Annotated in this window: 16 protein-coding genes and 2 tRNA genes; 11 read left to right on the top strand and 7 right to left on the bottom strand. The window is 58.4% G+C overall.

The annotated features are described in order from the left end of the window. Positions 1–26 precede the first annotated feature (26 nt). Positions 27–797: a 3-oxoacyl-ACP reductase FabG gene (gene fabG / locus HMPREF2967_RS08155; protein ID WP_070519458.1), complete on the top strand. Its 771-nt coding sequence runs from the start codon at positions 27–29 to the stop codon at positions 795–797. Between the two features lie 53 nt (positions 798–850). On the opposite strand, the gene HMPREF2967_RS08160 is transcribed toward fabG, so the two are convergent. Then, a complete protein-coding gene (locus HMPREF2967_RS08160; RefSeq protein ID WP_070447792.1) occupies positions 851–1,474 on the bottom strand; it encodes an ATP-dependent Clp protease proteolytic subunit in 624 nt (207 codons plus the stop codon). A 21-nt stretch (positions 1,475–1,495) separates the two neighbouring features. Next, positions 1,496–2,095, bottom strand: coding sequence for an ATP-dependent Clp protease proteolytic subunit (locus HMPREF2967_RS08165; protein ID WP_010190917.1), 600 nt, complete (start codon positions 2,093–2,095; stop codon positions 1,496–1,498). 138 nt (positions 2,096–2,233) lie between these two features. Between HMPREF2967_RS08165 and HMPREF2967_RS08170 the strand changes: the two genes are divergently transcribed. From HMPREF2967_RS08170 to HMPREF2967_RS08190, 6 genes are all read left to right on the top strand, one after another. After that, positions 2,234–2,914, top strand: coding sequence for a metal-dependent transcriptional regulator (locus tag HMPREF2967_RS08170; protein WP_010190918.1), 681 nt, complete (start codon positions 2,234–2,236; stop codon positions 2,912–2,914). A gap of 115 nt (positions 2,915–3,029) precedes the next feature. After that, entirely contained in the window at positions 3,030–3,497 is a 468-nt protein-coding gene (gene nrdI, locus HMPREF2967_RS08175; RefSeq protein WP_005324049.1) for a class Ib ribonucleoside-diphosphate reductase assembly flavoprotein NrdI, read from the top strand. A gap of 50 nt (positions 3,498–3,547) precedes the next feature. Beyond that, positions 3,548–5,743 carry a class 1b ribonucleoside-diphosphate reductase subunit alpha gene (gene nrdE / locus HMPREF2967_RS08180; RefSeq protein ID WP_070685987.1) on the top strand — a complete coding sequence of 732 codons (2,196 nt, stop codon included), beginning with the start codon at positions 3,548–3,550 and terminating at the stop codon, positions 5,741–5,743. 51 nt (positions 5,744–5,794) lie between these two features. Further along, complete coding sequence (gene nrdF / locus HMPREF2967_RS08185) at positions 5,795–6,820, top strand: class 1b ribonucleoside-diphosphate reductase subunit beta (protein WP_083303852.1); 1,026 nt, start codon at positions 5,795–5,797, stop codon at positions 6,818–6,820. After that, complete coding sequence (locus HMPREF2967_RS13125; protein ID WP_168164035.1) at positions 6,804–7,076, top strand: hypothetical protein; 273 nt, start codon at positions 6,804–6,806, stop codon at positions 7,074–7,076. Before nrdF ends, HMPREF2967_RS13125 begins: the two co-directional genes overlap by 17 nt. Positions 7,077–7,116: 40 nt before the next feature. After that, positions 7,117–7,698 carry an NADPH-dependent FMN reductase gene (locus HMPREF2967_RS08190; protein ID WP_070530414.1) on the top strand — a complete coding sequence of 194 codons (582 nt, stop codon included), beginning with the start codon at positions 7,117–7,119 and terminating at the stop codon, positions 7,696–7,698. A 173-nt stretch (positions 7,699–7,871) separates the two neighbouring features. On the opposite strand, the gene tig is transcribed toward HMPREF2967_RS08190, so the two are convergent. The 3 genes from tig to HMPREF2967_RS08205 form a co-directional block, all read right to left on the bottom strand. After that, positions 7,872–9,227: a trigger factor gene (gene tig / locus HMPREF2967_RS08195; protein ID WP_070524649.1), complete on the bottom strand. Its 1,356-nt coding sequence runs from the start codon at positions 9,225–9,227 to the stop codon at positions 7,872–7,874. Positions 9,228–9,300: 73 nt separating this feature from the next. Further along, positions 9,301–9,374: transfer RNA gene (locus tag HMPREF2967_RS08200), tRNA-Pro, on the bottom strand. A gap of 138 nt (positions 9,375–9,512) precedes the next feature. Further along, positions 9,513–10,331, bottom strand: a complete 819-nt coding sequence (locus tag HMPREF2967_RS08205; RefSeq protein ID WP_070565108.1) for a hypothetical protein — start codon at positions 10,329–10,331, stop codon at positions 9,513–9,515. Between the two features lie 214 nt (positions 10,332–10,545). On the opposite strand from HMPREF2967_RS08205, the gene HMPREF2967_RS08210 reads away from it, so the two are divergent. Both HMPREF2967_RS08210 and HMPREF2967_RS08215 read left to right on the top strand, forming a co-directional pair. Beyond that, positions 10,546–10,620, top strand: a tRNA-Gly gene (locus HMPREF2967_RS08210). 93 nt (positions 10,621–10,713) lie between these two features. Further along, positions 10,714–11,541, top strand: a complete 828-nt coding sequence (locus HMPREF2967_RS08215; protein WP_070565105.1) for an aldo/keto reductase — start codon at positions 10,714–10,716, stop codon at positions 11,539–11,541. On the opposite strand, the gene HMPREF2967_RS08220 is transcribed toward HMPREF2967_RS08215, so the two are convergent. Then, positions 11,538–12,011 carry a ribose-5-phosphate isomerase gene (locus tag HMPREF2967_RS08220; RefSeq protein ID WP_010191143.1) on the bottom strand — a complete coding sequence of 158 codons (474 nt, stop codon included), beginning with the start codon at positions 12,009–12,011 and terminating at the stop codon, positions 11,538–11,540. The two genes, HMPREF2967_RS08215 and HMPREF2967_RS08220, sit on opposite strands and share 4 nt — an antisense overlap. Positions 12,012–12,121: 110 nt before the next feature. Here HMPREF2967_RS08220 and HMPREF2967_RS08225 point away from each other — a divergent pair, with 110 nt between their 5' ends. Further along, entirely contained in the window at positions 12,122–12,493 is a 372-nt protein-coding gene (locus tag HMPREF2967_RS08225) for a hypothetical protein (protein ID WP_070565211.1), read from the top strand. On the opposite strand, the gene HMPREF2967_RS08230 is transcribed toward HMPREF2967_RS08225, so the two are convergent. Beyond that, positions 12,490–13,104, bottom strand: coding sequence for a mycothiol-dependent nitroreductase Rv2466c family protein (locus HMPREF2967_RS08230; protein WP_070685989.1), 615 nt, complete (start codon positions 13,102–13,104; stop codon positions 12,490–12,492). The genes HMPREF2967_RS08225 and HMPREF2967_RS08230 overlap by 4 nt on opposite strands. A gap of 101 nt (positions 13,105–13,205) precedes the next feature. Here HMPREF2967_RS08230 and pepN point away from each other — a divergent pair, with 101 nt between their 5' ends. Then, on the top strand, positions 13,206–15,746 hold the full coding sequence (pepN, locus tag HMPREF2967_RS08235; protein WP_070685993.1) for an aminopeptidase N: 2,541 nt from the start codon (positions 13,206–13,208) through the stop codon (positions 15,744–15,746). Positions 15,747–15,918 lie beyond the last annotated feature (172 nt).

Genomic DNA, 15,918 nt, shown 5'->3' on the forward strand with positions numbered 1-15,918 from the left:
CACCCTCAACCGCTAAGGAGCTTCACATGTTCGATCTTCAGGACCAGGTTGCCATCGTCACCGGCGGTGCCGCCGGCATCGGCCGCGGTATCGTCAGCGCCCTGCGCGAGGCCGGCGCGACCGTCATCATCGCTGACCTCAACGAAGAAGCCGCACACAAAACCGCCGAAGAACTCGGCGCGGACGCCCTGCTTGTCGACGTCACCTCGCGCGACTCCGTCCGCACCCTTTATAGGGACGTCGTCAAGCGCTATGGCCGCATCGACATTGTCTGTTCCAACGCCGGTGTCTTTCCCAACTGCCCGCTCGAGGACATGAGCGACGAGCAGTGGGACACCATGTTCGCCATCAACACGCACGGTACCTTCACCGTGGTGCAGGAAGCGCTGCCTTACATGAAGAAGGCGGGCTACGGGCGCATCGTCATCACGACGTCTATCACCGGCTCGCACACCGGCTACCCGGGCTGGGCGCACTACGGCGCGTCGAAGGCCGCACAACAGGGCTTCATGCGCTCTGCGGCACTGGAGGTGGCGCGCGATGGCATCACCATCAATGGAGTGCTGCCAGGCAATATCCTCACCGAAGGCCTTGAAGGCCAGGGCCAGGAGTACCTCGACCAGATGGCGCGCTCCGTCCCCATGCACCGCTTAGGTTCCCCGCGCGATATCGGCAACGCGGCGGCCTTCCTCGCTTCCCGCGAGGCAGGCTACATCACCGGCCAGACCCTCATTATCGACGGCGGCCAGATCCTTCCCGAGTCCCCCGAAGCCATCCTGCCGCCCTACGAGGCCTAAGCGCGACTAAAGCCCCGCTTCCTTTCGGATAGCGGGGCTTTAATTCTGCTCAGTTAAGCGTTGAGCTTGCGGTAATCAAAGACGGTATCGATGAGACCGTATTCGACGGCTTCCTGCGCGGTAAGGATCTTGTCGCGGTCGGTATCGATGCGCACCTGCTCTGCGGTGCGGCCGGTGTGCTCGGCCAAGGTCTCCTCCATGAGGCGGCGCATGCGCTCGATCTCGTTGGCCTCGATCTCAAGGTCAGAGACCTGGCCCTGCGTGCCCTGCGTACGCGGCTGGTGAATCAGCACGCGAGAGTTCGGCAGAGCGGCGCGCTTGCCCGGGGCACCGGCGGCCAGCAGAACAGCCGCAGCGGAAGCAGCCTGGCCCAGGCAGACGGTCTGCACGTCCGGACGCACATAGCGCATGGTGTCGTAGATGGCCATCAGCGCGGTGAAGGAGCCACCCGGGGAGTTGATATACATCGTGATGTCGCGGTCCGGATCCTGGGACTCCAGGACCAGCAGCTGCGCCATGATGTCGTTGGCGGAGGTGTCATCGACCTGGGTGCCCAGGAAGATGATGCGCTCTTCGAAGAGCTTGGAATACGGGTTGGTGGTCTTGGATCCCTGTGCGTTCTGCTCAATGAACTCCGGCAGAACGTAGCGGGAAGAAGGCATCTGAAGATTAGACATGGTGATAAAGCTCCTTGTTCCCTAGTTGGTGATAGGACCGTTAACGGACTCAATGACGTGGTCGACGATGCCGTATTCCTTGGCCTGCTGGGCGGTGAACCAGCGGTCGCGGTCCGAATCCTTGGTGATTTGCTCGAAGGTCTGGCCAGTGTGCTCAGCAATCAGCTCAGCCATCTCACGCTTGGTCTGCGCGAACTGCTCAGCCTGGATGGCGATATCTGCAGCGGTACCACCCACACCAGCGGAAGGCTGGTGCATCATGATGCGGGCGTGCGGCAGCGCGTAGCGCTTGCCCTTGGTGCCACCAGACAGGAGGAACTGGCCCATCGAAGCAGCCAGGCCCATGCCATAGGTAGCCACATCGCACGGCGAGTACTTCATCGTGTCGTAGATTGCCATGCCCGCGGTAACGGAGCCACCCGGCGAGTTGATATAAAGCGAAATATCGCGCGTGGGGTCCTCTGCAGACAGCAGGAGGATCTGGGCGCACAGTTTGTTGGCAATCTCATCATCCACCTGGGTTCCCAGGAAGATAATGCGCTCGCGCAGCAGGCGCTCATACACGCTATCGCTCAGATTCATACCCGTAGACGACGAGTTCATTGAAATCTTCTCAGACATGAATGGTTCTCCTTCAAGTGAAGAATGCTTTAACTGGCCCCACCTTACCGGCATTCCTCTCAAACTTGGCCTCTGTTCGCTATGAGCGTTGGGGCGCAGCACCAAAGGCGCATACGGAAGCTGGGTTAACATTTGCTCATGTCTGTTTCCGAGCTATCCACCAGTACCCAGAACTATTTGAAAGCAATCTGGGGGCTAAAGGAATGGTCGTCCGAGCCCGTTACCGCCACACTTATAGCGAAACAGTTGGGACTCAAGCTCTCCTCGGTTTCCGATGCAGTGCGCAAAATGTCGAAGCAAGGGCTCGTGTCACACACGCCCTATGGCTCTGTGGAGTTAACCGAACTTGGCAGGCAGTACGCATTGGTCATGGTGCGCCGCCACCGATTGCTTGAGTCTTTTTTGGTTCAAGCATTGGACTACACGTGGGACGAAGTCCATAATGAAGCCGAAAATCTCGAACACGCGGTGTCCGACATGCTCATAGAACGTGTAGATAAGTTCCTTAATTACCCCACTAGGGATCCGCACGGCGATCCTATCCCTACGGTTGATGGACAGATCACAATCCCCAGTGCGCACCGTCTCACCGACAGCGGTGCGCAACCGCAAGTGACCGTGGAACGCATTTCTGATTCCGACCCACAACTGCTGAAGTTCCTTGAAGAGCGCGGCATTGTCACAGGGGCTGTTCTTAGCACGCGCGAGGGAGCGCCCTTTTCAGATTCTCTCGAAATACAGGTGGCCGGCAGCACTCAGTGGGTAGTGCTTGGACGCCCAGCTACCGACGCAGTGTTTGTAGCACACCACAGCCGTTAGACCTTCCCCTTTGCATTAATCCTACTCTCACCTGCCCTTTTCAAAACTACGTTGGGCCGTAGTTGCAACTACGCCATTGCGTAGTTAGTCTTTTCGAATATCACCTATCCCACTTATGGCTAAGGCCAGGATGAGCAGGATTGCTATGTCAGACTCACCAGATTTGGTGTATTTTTCTAGCGTTTCAGAAAACACAAAAAGATTCGTCGAACGCTTAGATAGACCCGCGGTGCGCATTCCACTGCGCCCCAAGAAAACCGGGATGATCCAGGTTTCACACCCGTACGTACTCATCGTTCCCACCTACGGCGGAGGCTCGCTCAAACGCGCAGTCCCCAAACAGGTCATCGACTTCCTCAATGACCCAATCAACCGCTCCTTTATCCGGGGCGTTATTACCTCAGGGAATACCAACTTCGGAAGTGCTTACTGCGTCGCCGGACGCATCATTTCCGCCAAGTGCCACGTACCGGAGCTGTATCACTTCGAGCTTCTCGGCACCCAGAAGGACATCGCCGCCGTAAAGCAGGGCCTTCAAAAGTTTTGGGAGCAGCAAAAGCAGCTAACGATGACACCCCATTAATCCCCCACAAGATGAAGAACACATCCGCATCACACAGATTGGACAACACAATGTGGCCTCTTGATGCCACCCCCACACAGACTATTGGCGCTACGCCCCGCACTGCTTCAGCAGACAATGCCGGCGGTGTCGGCAAGCGCAAAAGCTACCACGCACTCAACGCGCAGCTGAACTTGTTCGACGCTTCTGGAAAAATCCAGTTTGACAAGGACATTCAGGCAGCACAAGACTATGTCACGCACCATGTCGCTCCCCGCATGCATCAGTTCGATTCCACCAAGCAACGCTTGGAATGGTTGGTTGATAACGAGTACTACGAGCGGGATTTCCTTGAGCTTTATGATGACGCCTTTCTGTGCGCCATGTACGACAGAGCACATCAAGCTAAGCACCAGTTCCGCACCTTCCTCGGCGCATTTAAGTTCTTTACTTCATATGCACTGAAAACCTTTGATGGCTCCCGATTCCTAGAAGGCTACGAAGAACGTGTCGCCACCACAGCTTTATACCTTGCACAGGGCGACGAAGAGCTCGCAGAAAAGCTGGTGGATGACATCATGACCGGACGCTTCCAGCCCGCCACCCCTACTTTTCTCAACGCAGGCAAAGCCCAGCGCGGCGAAATGGTCTCCTGCTTCCTCCTGCGAATCGAAGACAATCTGGAGAGCATTGGCCGCAGCGTGAACTCTGCACTGCAACTATCAAAGCGCGGTGGTGGAGTGGCCTTGTTGCTGAGCAATCTGCGCGAATCCGGAGCCCCGATCAAAAAGATTGAGAACCAGGCTTCCGGAGTAGTCCCAGTCATGAAAATTCTCGAAGATAGCTTCAGCTATGCCAACCAATTGGGCGCCCGGCAGGGCGCTGGAGCCGTCTACCTGCATGCGCACCATCCAGATATTCTTCGCTTCCTGGATACCAAGCGGGAAAATGCCGATGAGAAAGTCCGCATCAAGACTCTTTCGCTGGGGGTTGTTATTCCAGATATAACCTTCCGGCTGGCCAAAGAGAACAAGGATATGCATCTTTTTAGCCCGTATGACATCGCTCGCGAGTACGGCGTAGCCATGTCTGACATGTCCATCACCGAGTACTACGACGAGTTGGTTGCCAATCCGCGAATTTCTCACACGACCATTAAAGCCCGCGAGTTTTTCACCACGCTGGCTGAGCTTCAGTTTGAATCTGGATACCCCTACATACTCTTTGAGGATACGGTCAACCGCGCTAATCCCCTCAAAGGACATATCAATATGTCCAATCTGTGTAGTGAGATCCTCCAGGTCAATACGCCATCCACCTACGGCGCCTCAGGTAACTACACCACCGTTGGCCAGGACATTTCCTGCAATCTAGGGTCGCTCAACATCGCTAAAGCTTTTGAATCACCGGACTTTGGGGAAACTGTTGAAACCGCGGTGCGCGCTCTCACGAAGGTCTCAGACCTAACAAATATCGAAGCTGTTCCTTCCATCGCTCACGGTAATGCATCCATGCATGCCATCGGGTTGGGTCAAATGAATCTCCACGGTTTCCTGGCTTCCAAGCGTATTCCTTATGGCTGCGCCGAAGCACTGGACTTTACAAATATCTATTTCCTGACCGTGACCTATCATGCGCTCCGTGCATCCCATGCACTCGCGGTTGAGAAAGGTCAACGATTCACTGGCTTTGAAGAATCCACCTATGCCACTGGCGCCTACTTCGACAAGTACATCGACCAAGACTGGGCGCCGGCCACTGACCACGTAAAACAGCTATTCCATGAGGCTGGCGTGCAGATTCCTCAACGCGAGGATTGGCTACGCCTCAAGAACCAAGTGATGCAAGACGGCATCTACAACGCCTACTTGCAGGCAGTTCCACCCACTGGATCAATTTCCTACATCAATGACTCCACCGCGTCCATACACCCGATTGCCTCCAAGATTGAAATACGCAAGGAAGGCCGCTTGGGGCGCGTGTACTACCCCGCACCGGAAATGACCAACGACAACTTGGAGTATTTCGATGACTCCTACACCGTGGGGTACGAAAAAATCATCGACACCTACGCTATGGCCACCCAACACGTGGACCAAGGGCTTTCCCTGACTTTGTTCTTCACCGCTGATACCACCACGCGGGACATCAACAAGGCACAAATCTATGCCTGGAAAGCCGGAATCAAGACCTTGTACTACATCCGTTTACGCCAACCTGCACTCCAGGGAACCGAGGTCGAAGGCTGCGTTTCCTGTGCTCTGTAGGAACACGGTCCTCCCCTTGTCTACAACCATTCACTCAGAAAGAAGGAAGCTATGTCTTCAACATCGAACAGTGCTGAACTAACCAGCATTTCAGTTACCCCGCCGAGCTACCGGCATGATCCTTCAGCCCGCATCCGCGCCATCAATTGGAACCGGGTGAGCGATGACAAGGATCTTGAAGTGTGGAACCGTCTCACCGCCAATTTTTGGTTGCCAGAGAAGGTCCCGCTTTCTAATGATCTCCCGGCGTGGCAGAAGATGACGCCCGAGGAACGCAACCTCACCATGCGGGTGTTCACGGGACTCACCACCCTGGATACTGTCCAGGCCACTGTGGGAGAAATCTGTCAGATTCAAGATGCCCGCACCGAACACGAGGAGGCCGTGTATACCAACATCGCCTTCATGCAGTCAGTCCATGCCCGTTCTTACTCTTCAGTGTTTTCTACCCTGAGCAGTACAAAGGAAATTGATGAAGCATACCGCTGGGCGGTGAATAATGACCTTCTCCAGGCACGCGCCAAGAAAGTGCTCGAGCACTATTTTGGGCCGGATCCACTCAAACGCAAGGTGTCATCGACGCTGCTTTCCTCATTGCTTCTCTACGCGGGTTTCTATCTTCCCTTGCACTTTTCTGTCCACGCCACCCTGACAAATACGGCAGACATGATTCGCCTCATTCTGCGTGACAAGGCAGTGCACGGCTACTACTCGGGCTACAAGTACCAGCGCGGTTTGGAATCCACGACCCCGCTACGGCAGAAGGAAATGCATGATTTCACTATTTCCTTGCTCGAAGAGCTTTATGCCCTAGAGCTGGATTATTCCGGCGAGCTATATGAGCCGTTGGGGCTCATGGATGATGTAGCTGTATTCGTTCGCTATAACGCCAATAAGGCGCTCATGAATTTGGGCTACCCGGACTACTTCCCACCTGAAGAAACGGAAGTGAACCCGGAAATCCTCGCTGCCCTAGCGCCCGGAGCAGATGAAAACCATGACTTCTTCTCTGGATCTGGTTCCTCCTATGTCATTGGTACTGCTGAAGAAACGAGTGATGATGACTGGGATTTCTAAACCGTTTCCACGACCAGACCAAGGAAGCTGGCTTGAGACCATCGCGCTGTTTGAAGCCATCCGCGAAGGAAACCAACCAGCAGCCATGCGGCTTTTGGATACGTCCGCCGCACGGGAGGCCGTCCTCGGAGGACTGTTAGGACTCATCGAACTGTACTTCCGCCATGAAGAAGAAGACAAAGTGGATAACTTTCTTACTGCCGCCCACGCCGCCGGGCCACCGCCTGCCTTTGGCTGCAAGCCTTTTCTCCCTTGACCACACGTACCTACGCCCAACTAAGAAGAAAGGACTTCCTATGACCACCCCACGCATTAGTGTTATCGTCGGCAGCCTGCGCCGCGGCTCATTTGCGCGCAAGATTGCACACGAAGTGCTCACAATGATCCCTGAAAACTACCAGGCAGACATCGTTGAAATCCGTGACTTGCCGCTCTATGACTTCGACTACGATGACCCCGCCGTCACGGACAAGCCCACTCCGGCTGAGTACACCACCTTTCGCGAGACCATCAAGAACTCGAGCGGGATCCTCTTCATTACGCCAGAGAACAACCGCACTATCCCTGCCTGCCTCAAGAACGCAGTGGACATCGGCTCTAAGCCCAACTCAGATGTGGCGTGGAAGAACCTTCCCGCAGGTATCATTAGCCACTCTGTAGGCCGTATGGGCGGCTACAGTTCACAGAAGAACCTTCGCCTCGCCCTGTCCTACTTCGATATGCCGCTTCCGGGTCAGCCCGAAGTATTTCTGGGTCAATCCCCCACCCTTTTCGAAGAGTCCGGACATCTCAATGAACGCACCGCAGACTTTGTCAAGGATTACGTTATGCGCTTCCTGCAGCTAACCGACAAGGCCTTTAGAGCCACGAACGGCTAGCGGTATCCCCAGCCAACACCCATCACGCCCTCTACGAAGTACTCAAAGACTCCTAGAGGGCGTTCACAATGACACAAACCCCGGATTCAGGCTCATCCTTGAGTTACCTGAATCCGGGGTTTCACGCGCGCTCGCCACCACACATGTGGCAGCGGCGTTTTACAAGCGGGAGATTACTTCTCCTCGGAAGCCTCAGCCTCGTCCTCATCGATCTCACCGAAGTACTGGTCAACATCAACCTTGTTGCCAGCCTCGTCGGTGACCTCGGCGCGGCAGATAGCCATAGCCAGGGCCTTGCCGCGGCGCACGTCAGAGAACAGGTTGCCCAGCTGGTTGCTGGACTGCAGCTGCTGGATGAACTGGTTCGGGTCCATGCCGTAGGACTGGGCGGTGAAGAGGATGTGGTCGGTCAGCTCCTGCTGGGACACCTCCGGCTCCTCAACCTCAGCGAGTGCGTCCAAGAAGAGCTGGGTGCGCACGGATTCCTCAGCGGACTTGCGAGCGTCAGCGTCGAACTCCTCGCGAGTGGTGCCCTGCGCCTCAAGCAGCTGAGCCAGAGCCTTCTCGTCGTGAGCCAGCTGACCCATGACCTGGTGCAGCTGGGCGTGGACCTGCTCGTCCACCACGGAGGCGGGGAGCTCAAAGTCAACGTCGGCAAGCGCGGCCTTGAGGACCTCATCGCGGATGGCGGCAGCCTGCTCGGACTTCTTGGACTCCTCGACACGGGTCTTGGTGTCCTCGCGCAGCTCGTCAATGGTGTCGAACTCGGAGGCCATCTGTGCGAACTCGTCGTCGAGATCCGGCAGCTTGCGCTCCTTGGTCTGCTGGACGTGGACCTTCACGGTGGCCTCGTCGCCCTCGTGCTCACCGGACTGGATGGTGGTGGTGAACTCGTTGTCCTCGTCGGTCTTCATGCCGCGCAGAGCGGTGTCGAGGCCCTTGATCAGGTTGTCGTCGCCGATGCGGTAGGTCATGCCCTCGTGGGAAGCCTCATCCAGCTTGGTGCCGTCAACCTCGGTGGTGATGTCGATGATGGCGTAGTCACCAGTCTTCATCTTGCGCTTGGTGTCCTTGAGCTCACCGAAGCGGGAAGCCAGGTCCTCGAGCGCCTTGTCGACGTCCTCTTCGGAGGTCTCCAGTGCCGGCACCTTAACGGAAATCTTGGAGAAGTCCGGCACCTCGAACTCAGGGCGGATATCTACCTCAGCGGTGAACTCGACGAAGTCGTTGTCCTCCAGCTTGGCAATGTCGATCTCCGGCTGACCAATGACCTTGAGATCGTTTTCGGTAACAGCCTGCTCGTAGCGGGACGGCAGCATGTCGTTGACTACCTGCTCGAGGATGGGGCCACGACCAAAGCGGGCGTCGATAAGCTGGCGCGGAGCCTTGCCCTTACGGAAGCCCGGGATGGAAACCTGCTGCGCGATCGCCGCGTAGGCCTGAGCGATTTCCTTGTCCAACTCAGCGAACGGAACGTTGACGGTGAGCTTGACGCGGGTATCGCTCAGCTTGTCTACGGTGGTCTTCACGAGAAACTCTCCTGATTGTGATCGTCTAAAAATGTAATGAAGGGGCCTGGATGCGTGTCCAGGCCCCCATACGTCGGGGCGACAGGATTTGAACCTGCGACCCCCTGCTCCCAAAGCAGGTGCGCTACCAAGCTGCGCCACGCCCCGTATGGAAAGCCTCTGCGCCCGGAAGCTCCGAACGCAGCTGCGCTTCATACTGGGGCTAGTGTACCGATAGCCGCTTGACTATCCCAACACCGGCCCCATTTTATGTTCATTTATGCATGTCAAAGGATGTTTCACCGCTTAGAAGTCGAAGTCGAAATCAAACATTCCGCCATCGCCTCCGTCGCCACCAAAGAGGCCATCGAAGAAGCCACCATCGTCGCCTCCCCCGGCATCGCCAGAGCCCATATCACCGGCTCCGTCCAGGGCACCGCCGTCCATGCCTTCAGCGCCGCCGAGGTCTCCACCCCAGTCGCCGCTTTCAGCCGCCGCGGCGGAGTAGCCGACGCCGGACATGCCCGCGAACATGGCGTTGAACATCATGGAGTAACCCACCATCCACACGCCGGTGGTCAACGCATCAGCCCACCACGGGCGCGAGTACCAACCGGCCGGGACCGGGCGCCCAGCCACGACACCGCCCGGGTAGTAGTTCGGGGTTTGTGCAGATGCGCTTGGCGACGCCGTCAGCGTCTCCCCGTTCGCTTCTACCGTGCGGGTCTCCGTCACCTTGCCGGCCTGGCGCTGGCCCTCCAGCGGTGGCAGCTCCGGGCCCGAATCCATGCCCATAATCTCGCGCGCGGCTGCCACATAGTAGAGCCCCTCCAGTGCAGATTCGCGCGCCAGGTGCGCCTGCTTCGCGGTCGTTGCCTGGGAGATTGCCGAATTTGCTGCGGTAAAACGTTCGGAGGCATCCGCCATGGCCTGCTGGGAGGCAGTATCGGTACCGCTTAAGTTCATCACCTGACCACCCAGGCGCTCGGTCCACCGGCGGGCATCCGCCATGGCGTCCTCAAAACGCTGGGATTCTCGCAGCTCCTGCTGCTTCTTCCCGTTACGCGAGGACAGGAACCATGCGCCGCCACCGACGACGAGGATAAGGAGCAATAACGAGCTCACGAAAGCACCACTTTCATTTCAGAGTTGAATTGCGTGTCGAACTATGTGTTGTTTTGCTTGTACGCCTACCCAAACTAACGCGTTTTACCCCGCTTAAGTTCCCATTTTTCTTTCAGCGCCCGCGTGCGCTAAAGTAGTCCGCACGCCGATTCAACAGCTTTCAACGTTGAGACTTTCAAAGTCAAGACTTTGAAATTTGAAGATTGCCGGTTGTGGGAATGTCGTATAGTGGCTAATACCTCAGCCTTCCAAGCTGAAGACGCGGGTTCGATTCCCGTCATTCCCTCCAAGAAAAAGCCGCGCTAACCACCTAATTTCGGTAGTTGGTGCGGTTTTAATCGTTTTCTGCACGGATGACCAAGCTCTGCGTAGAGTGGGCCGCATGACTGTACCTAATATCAAATTGCACGATGGAAACTCCATCCCGCAGCTCGGCTTCGGCGTCTTCAAGGTTGACCCCGACAAGACCGAAGAGCTGGTCCTCAAAGCCCTCAAGGTGGGCTACCGCCACATCGATACCGCTGCCATCTACGGCAACGAGGACGGCGTGGGCCGCGCGATTGCCAAGTCCGGCATCCCGCGCGAGGAGCTGTTCATCACCACGAAGCTGTGGAATGACCGCCAGACTGACGCAGCCGCGGCCCTCGACGAATCTTTAGAGAAGCTGGGGCTCGACTACGTCGACCTCTACCTTATCCACTGGCCCTGTCCGGACAACGGCCACTACGTCGAGGCATGGAAGCAGCTCATCGAGCTGAAGAAGGCCGGCAAGGCAAAGTCCATCGGTGTCTCCAACTTCGAACTTGAGCACTTGGACCAGCTGGAAACCCAGACTGATGAAACCCCCGTGGTCAACCAGGTAGAGCTGCACCCCTACCTGCAGCGCTGGCGCGAGCTCGATGCCTTCCGCGCCCACCAGGTGCATATCGAAGCCTGGGGCCCACTAGGCCAGGGCAAGACGGATCTCTTCGAGCAGCCGGAAATCACCGAGCCCGCCGAGAAATACGGCGTCTCCCCCGCTCAGGTGATCATCCGCTGGCACCTACAAAATGGCGTCATCGTGTTCCCGAAGTCCGAAAACCCGGAGCGCATCGCGCAGAACTTCGATGTATTCGGCTTTGAGCTTGATGATTCCGAGATGGCCGCCATCACCGTTCTCGACCTTGGGGAAGAGGGCCGCGGCGGCACTCACCCCAAGGACATGAACTAAGCCTCCGGAAGCTCCGGCGGAATGTTGGTGCGCTCGTACTCGGCAAGAATGTCGATGCGGCGCTGGTGGCGCTCAGCACGGGACCATTCCTGATCAAGGAAAGCGTCCACGATGGCGAGTGCCTCCTCCTCAGAGTGCATGCGGCCACCGATGCCGATGAGCTGGGCATTGTTGTGCTCGCGGGCCAGGCGTGCGGTCTCCGGCGACCACGCCAGGGCGCAGCGCGCGCCCTTCACCTTGTTAGCGGCGATCTGCTCGCCGTTGCCGGAACCACCCAGCACGATGCCGAGCGAGCCCGGATCGTTGACGGTCCGCAGCGCGGCCTCAATGCAAAAAGCCGGGTAATCATCCTCGGCGTCGTACTCATGGGCACCGCAGTCAATGACGTCGTGGCCCTGTTTCTTCAGGTGTTCGGCGATGACGTTCTTCGTCTCGAACCCTGCGTGGTCTGCTCCTAAATAAACGCGCATGGCCCACATCTTAGCGGTCAGCGGGCACGCCCGCCGACCCGTTTTAGCAATAACTCAAAATTGATATGGTGGGGCACGTCTACTCCCCTAGGAAGGACCCCGCTATGCCCATGACCACACGCGTCTGCTTTCTTTACGTCGGCGCAATCCTTGTCGGCGCAGGTTTATTCGCCGCCGGTTTCTTCACCGACAACGTCTTCATCCTGCCACTTCTCTTGGCAGCAGTGATGACGCTGGCCCACCTCGGCGTGGGTCTGTGGTGGCTCCTGCATAAGCCACGCACCGCCGGCGGAATCACCGCCGGCGTCCTAGCGATACTTGCGGGCGCTTCGTGGGCCACGTGGCTAGCCGCCGAGTGGGAGGAATACCAGGCGCAGAGCTATCTGCCCATCATTAACATCGCGGGACTTCCCGCTTTCGTGCTCACCCCTATCGTCCTGGTCTGCGTCATCGTGGCGGCAATGCGCAACCGCACGCGTTAAACCTGGGGTTCTTCGGTGCGGGAGCGCTTGAGCTCGAAGAAGTACGGGAACTGGGCGAGGCGCACGGAGGCATCGAAAAGCTCGCCAGCTTCCTCGCCGGTGGGAACGCGGGTAATGACAGGGCCGAAGAAGGCGGTATCGCCGAACTTCACCACCGGGGTGCCGACCTCATCGCCGACCTCAGAAATGCCGCGGTTGTGGAACTCGGTGAGCTTGTCATCCATCTCTTCGGTGTTGGCCACGGAGGCGAAGGTGGCGGGGAGGGAGGCGTCGTCAAGCGCCTGCTTGATGATGTCGTCGTAGGCTCCGTAACCCTTCTTGCCGCCCTGCCCCTCCGTGTGGATGCGGGTGCCCACGGCGGTGTAGAAGGCGTCGACCTTGTCCGGGGCCTCCACGGCAATCTTGGCTGCTACGCGGGCAGGACCCCAGTTGGCCTCCATCATCTTCATGTACTCCGGGTCCAAATCGCGGCCCTTGTTGAGCACGGACAGGGACATCGGCTGGAAGGTCACCTCGATATCGCGGACCTTCTCCACTTCCTTAATCCAGCGCGAGGTCAACCACGCGAAGGGGCAGGAGCAGTCGAACCAGAACGTGACTTGTTGAGCCATAGCAAATCTCCTTTGCTTGTGTAGTCTGTGGCACCCCACCCTAGGCGTGTGACTACGCTGGTGCAGAGACTTTAGGTACAGAGAAAGAGGAGATGCAGTTTATGACCTCGATTAACCTCACCCGCGAGGAAGCCCAGCAGCGCTCCGACATGGTGGAGGTAAGCCACTACGACGTCGCCTTGGACCTCACCGGAGAGGAGTATTTCACCTCCACCACGGTGGTGAAGTTCCGAGTTAAGAAGGCCGGTTCTACGTTTATTGACTTGCGCGGTGACGAGCTTCTCGAGGTCCGCCTCAACGGCGCTCCCCTGCCCACCAGCGCTTATGACCCGACGTACGGGATCCCGCTGTCGGGTTTGCAGGTGGCGGAGTATGAGCTGAAGGTCGTGGCGAAGATTCGTTACTCCCGCACCGGCGAGGGCCTGCACCGCTTCGTTGACCCGGTCGACGGCGAGGCTTACCTCTACACCCAGTTCGAGACTGCCGACGCCAAGCGCGTCTTCGCCTGCTTTGACCAGCCGGATTTGAAGGCTACGTACTCGCTAGCTTTTGAGGTTCCGGCGCACTGGACCGTGATTACGAACTCCCCCATCACGCGTTCGGGCAATACCGTGCGCGCGGCGGTGGACTACCCGCTGTCGACCTACCTTGTTGCTTTGTGCGCGGGCCCGTATGTGGGCGTGACGGATACGTGGACAGGCACGCTGGCGGAGCACCCCGAGGGCTCGCCTGCTAAGTCCGTTGAGGTGCCATTGGGGATCTACTGCCGCCCCTCGCTGCTGGAATCGCTCGACGCCGAGCGTCTTTTCACCGAGACCAAGCAGGGTTTTGATTTCTACCACCGCAACTTCGGCTTTGCCTACCCCTTTGGCAAGTATGACCAGATCTTCGTGCCGGAATTCAATGCCGGTGCAATGGAGAACGCCGGATGCGTGACCATTCGCGATGAGTACGTCTTTACGTCGCAAGCCTCGCACTACAAGTATGAGCGCCGAGCGGACACCGTCCTGCACGAGCTGGCACACATGTGGTTCGGTGACTTGGTGACCATGCAGTGGTGGGATGACCTGTGGCTCAACGAGTCCTTCGCCACCTGGTCGGCGGCGATTTCCCAGGCGGAGGAGACCCAGTACGACACCGCGTGGGTGACCTTTGCCAACGTGGAGAAGGCCTGGGCCTACCAGCAGGATCAGCTGCCCACGACGCACCCGATTTCCACGGATGCTTCTGATATTGAGACCGTGGAGCAGAACTTCGACGGCATCACCTACGCCAAGGGGGCGTCGGTGCTGAAGCAGCTGCAGGCCTACGTGGGCCGCGAGAACTTCTTTGCCGGGGTGCGCCGCCACTTCCGGGAGCACCAGTGGTCGAACGCCACCTTCGGGGATCTGCTGCGCCACTTGGAGGAGGCCTCAGGGCGCGACCTATCCTTCTGGGCGCAGCAGTGGTTGAAGACTTCAGGAGTCAACACGCTTGGTGTGGCGCTGGAGACGGACGAATCCGGCACCATCACACAGGCCTGCCTCACCCAGCGCGGCGATACTTTGCGTACGCACCGCGTCGCCGTCGGCGTCTACGCCCTGCAAGGTGAGAAGGTAGTGCGCACCGAGCGCATCGAGATGGATATCGATGGCGCCTCCACCGAAATTCCGGAACTCATCGGCCTCAAGCAGGCGGACATCGACTTCGTGCTGCCTAACGACGATGACCTGACTTACTGCCTCATCGAGCTGGATGCGGGTTCCCTTGAGTTCTTGTTGGAGAATGTCGACAAGTTCGAGGATCCCATGGCCCGCACTTTGTGCTGGTCCACCGCGTGGGAGATGACCCGCGCGGGCTCGATGCGCGCCCGCGATTTCGTCGCACTCGTCGCCCGTGGTGCGACAGCGGAGACCGAGCTTGCCGTGCTGGAGCGAATCCTCTCCCAGGCTACAACGGCCCAGTCCACCTACGCCGACCCGGAGTGGGCAAAGGAGGATACGCAGCTTGCCGACGCCCTCCTTGAAGGCGCCCGCTCCGATGACACCGCGCGCTCCATCGTCTTCACCCAGGCGCTGGCCGGCATCAAGCTTCACGACGCCTCCCGCACCTTCTTCCAGGAGCTCCTCAAGACCTCCTCGGATGCGGGCCTGCGTTGGAAGGCGCTCACCGCGCTCATCGCCGATGGCTCGCTTGCCGACGTCACCGGCCCCGAGGCCGCCGGCGCCGCCATGACGGCGGTGGCTGAGGAACTCAAGCGCGATAACACCGCGACAGGCTACCAGGCCTCGCTTAAGGCGTTGGCCGCGGTTAATACCGAGGACAACAAGCGCGCGGTGTGGGACGAGATTGTCGCGGGTGAACTGGGCAACCGCGACTTGGAGTCGAAGCTCGCGGGCCTGACGTTCGTAGGCGCCGACGAGCTCCTGCCAAGTGCTGAGTTCTTCGACGTGGCGGAAAAGATTTGGTCCGCGCAGTCCAACGAGATTGCTCTGACCACGGTGACCGGGTTGTTCCCGCGCTGGGATGTCAGCCAGGAAACCCTCGACCGCGCCGACGAATTCCTCTCTCGCGACCTAGCCGGTGGCCTGCGCCGCACGGTGACCGAGCAGCGTGACCGCCTCGCCCGCGCCCTGCGCAACCGCGCCGTCGACCGCGGTTAACACCGCGTCTAGCCCCTCCTGTTGAGGGGCTTTTCTCATCCCAACTCCACGCCCACAGCCACCTTCCCCACCCATGGTGCTCATTCCTCCATTTTCGGGTTGGCCTTTCCCACACCACCTGAGCTGGGTGTTTCTTCGCTCCGGTTGCGGGGCCCACGGTGCTGTTTTAGTC

Source organism: Corynebacterium sp. HMSC059E07 (genome assembly GCF_001814395.1).
Lineage (GTDB): Bacteria > Actinomycetota > Actinomycetes > Mycobacteriales > Mycobacteriaceae > Corynebacterium > Corynebacterium hesseae.

Coding starts and splice junctions, on each gene's coding strand:
- HMPREF2967_RS08220 (WP_010191143.1), bottom strand. CDS start 12,011: ATGCGCGTTTATTTAGGAGCAGACCACGCAGGGTTCGAGACGAAGAAC.
- HMPREF2967_RS08190 (WP_070530414.1), top strand. CDS start 7,117: ATGACCACCCCACGCATTAGTGTTATCGTCGGCAGCCTGCGCCGCGGC.
- HMPREF2967_RS08160 (WP_070447792.1), bottom strand. CDS start 1,474: ATGTCTAATCTTCAGATGCCTTCTTCCCGCTACGTTCTGCCGGAGTTC.
- nrdF (WP_083303852.1), top strand. CDS start 5,795: ATGTCTTCAACATCGAACAGTGCTGAACTAACCAGCATTTCAGTTACC.
- HMPREF2967_RS08215 (WP_070565105.1), top strand. CDS start 10,714: ATGACTGTACCTAATATCAAATTGCACGATGGAAACTCCATCCCGCAG.
- HMPREF2967_RS08165 (WP_010190917.1), bottom strand. CDS start 2,095: ATGTCTGAGAAGATTTCAATGAACTCGTCGTCTACGGGTATGAATCTG.
- nrdI (WP_005324049.1), top strand. CDS start 3,030: ATGGCTAAGGCCAGGATGAGCAGGATTGCTATGTCAGACTCACCAGAT.
- HMPREF2967_RS08230 (WP_070685989.1), bottom strand. CDS start 13,104: ATGGCTCAACAAGTCACGTTCTGGTTCGACTGCTCCTGCCCCTTCGCG.
- pepN (WP_070685993.1), top strand. CDS start 13,206: ATGACCTCGATTAACCTCACCCGCGAGGAAGCCCAGCAGCGCTCCGAC.
- fabG (WP_070519458.1), top strand. CDS start 27: ATGTTCGATCTTCAGGACCAGGTTGCCATCGTCACCGGCGGTGCCGCC.
- HMPREF2967_RS13125 (WP_168164035.1), top strand. CDS start 6,804: ATGACTGGGATTTCTAAACCGTTTCCACGACCAGACCAAGGAAGCTGG.
- HMPREF2967_RS08170 (WP_010190918.1), top strand. CDS start 2,234: ATGTCTGTTTCCGAGCTATCCACCAGTACCCAGAACTATTTGAAAGCA.
- HMPREF2967_RS08225 (WP_070565211.1), top strand. CDS start 12,122: ATGACCACACGCGTCTGCTTTCTTTACGTCGGCGCAATCCTTGTCGGC.
- nrdE (WP_070685987.1), top strand. CDS start 3,548: ATGTGGCCTCTTGATGCCACCCCCACACAGACTATTGGCGCTACGCCC.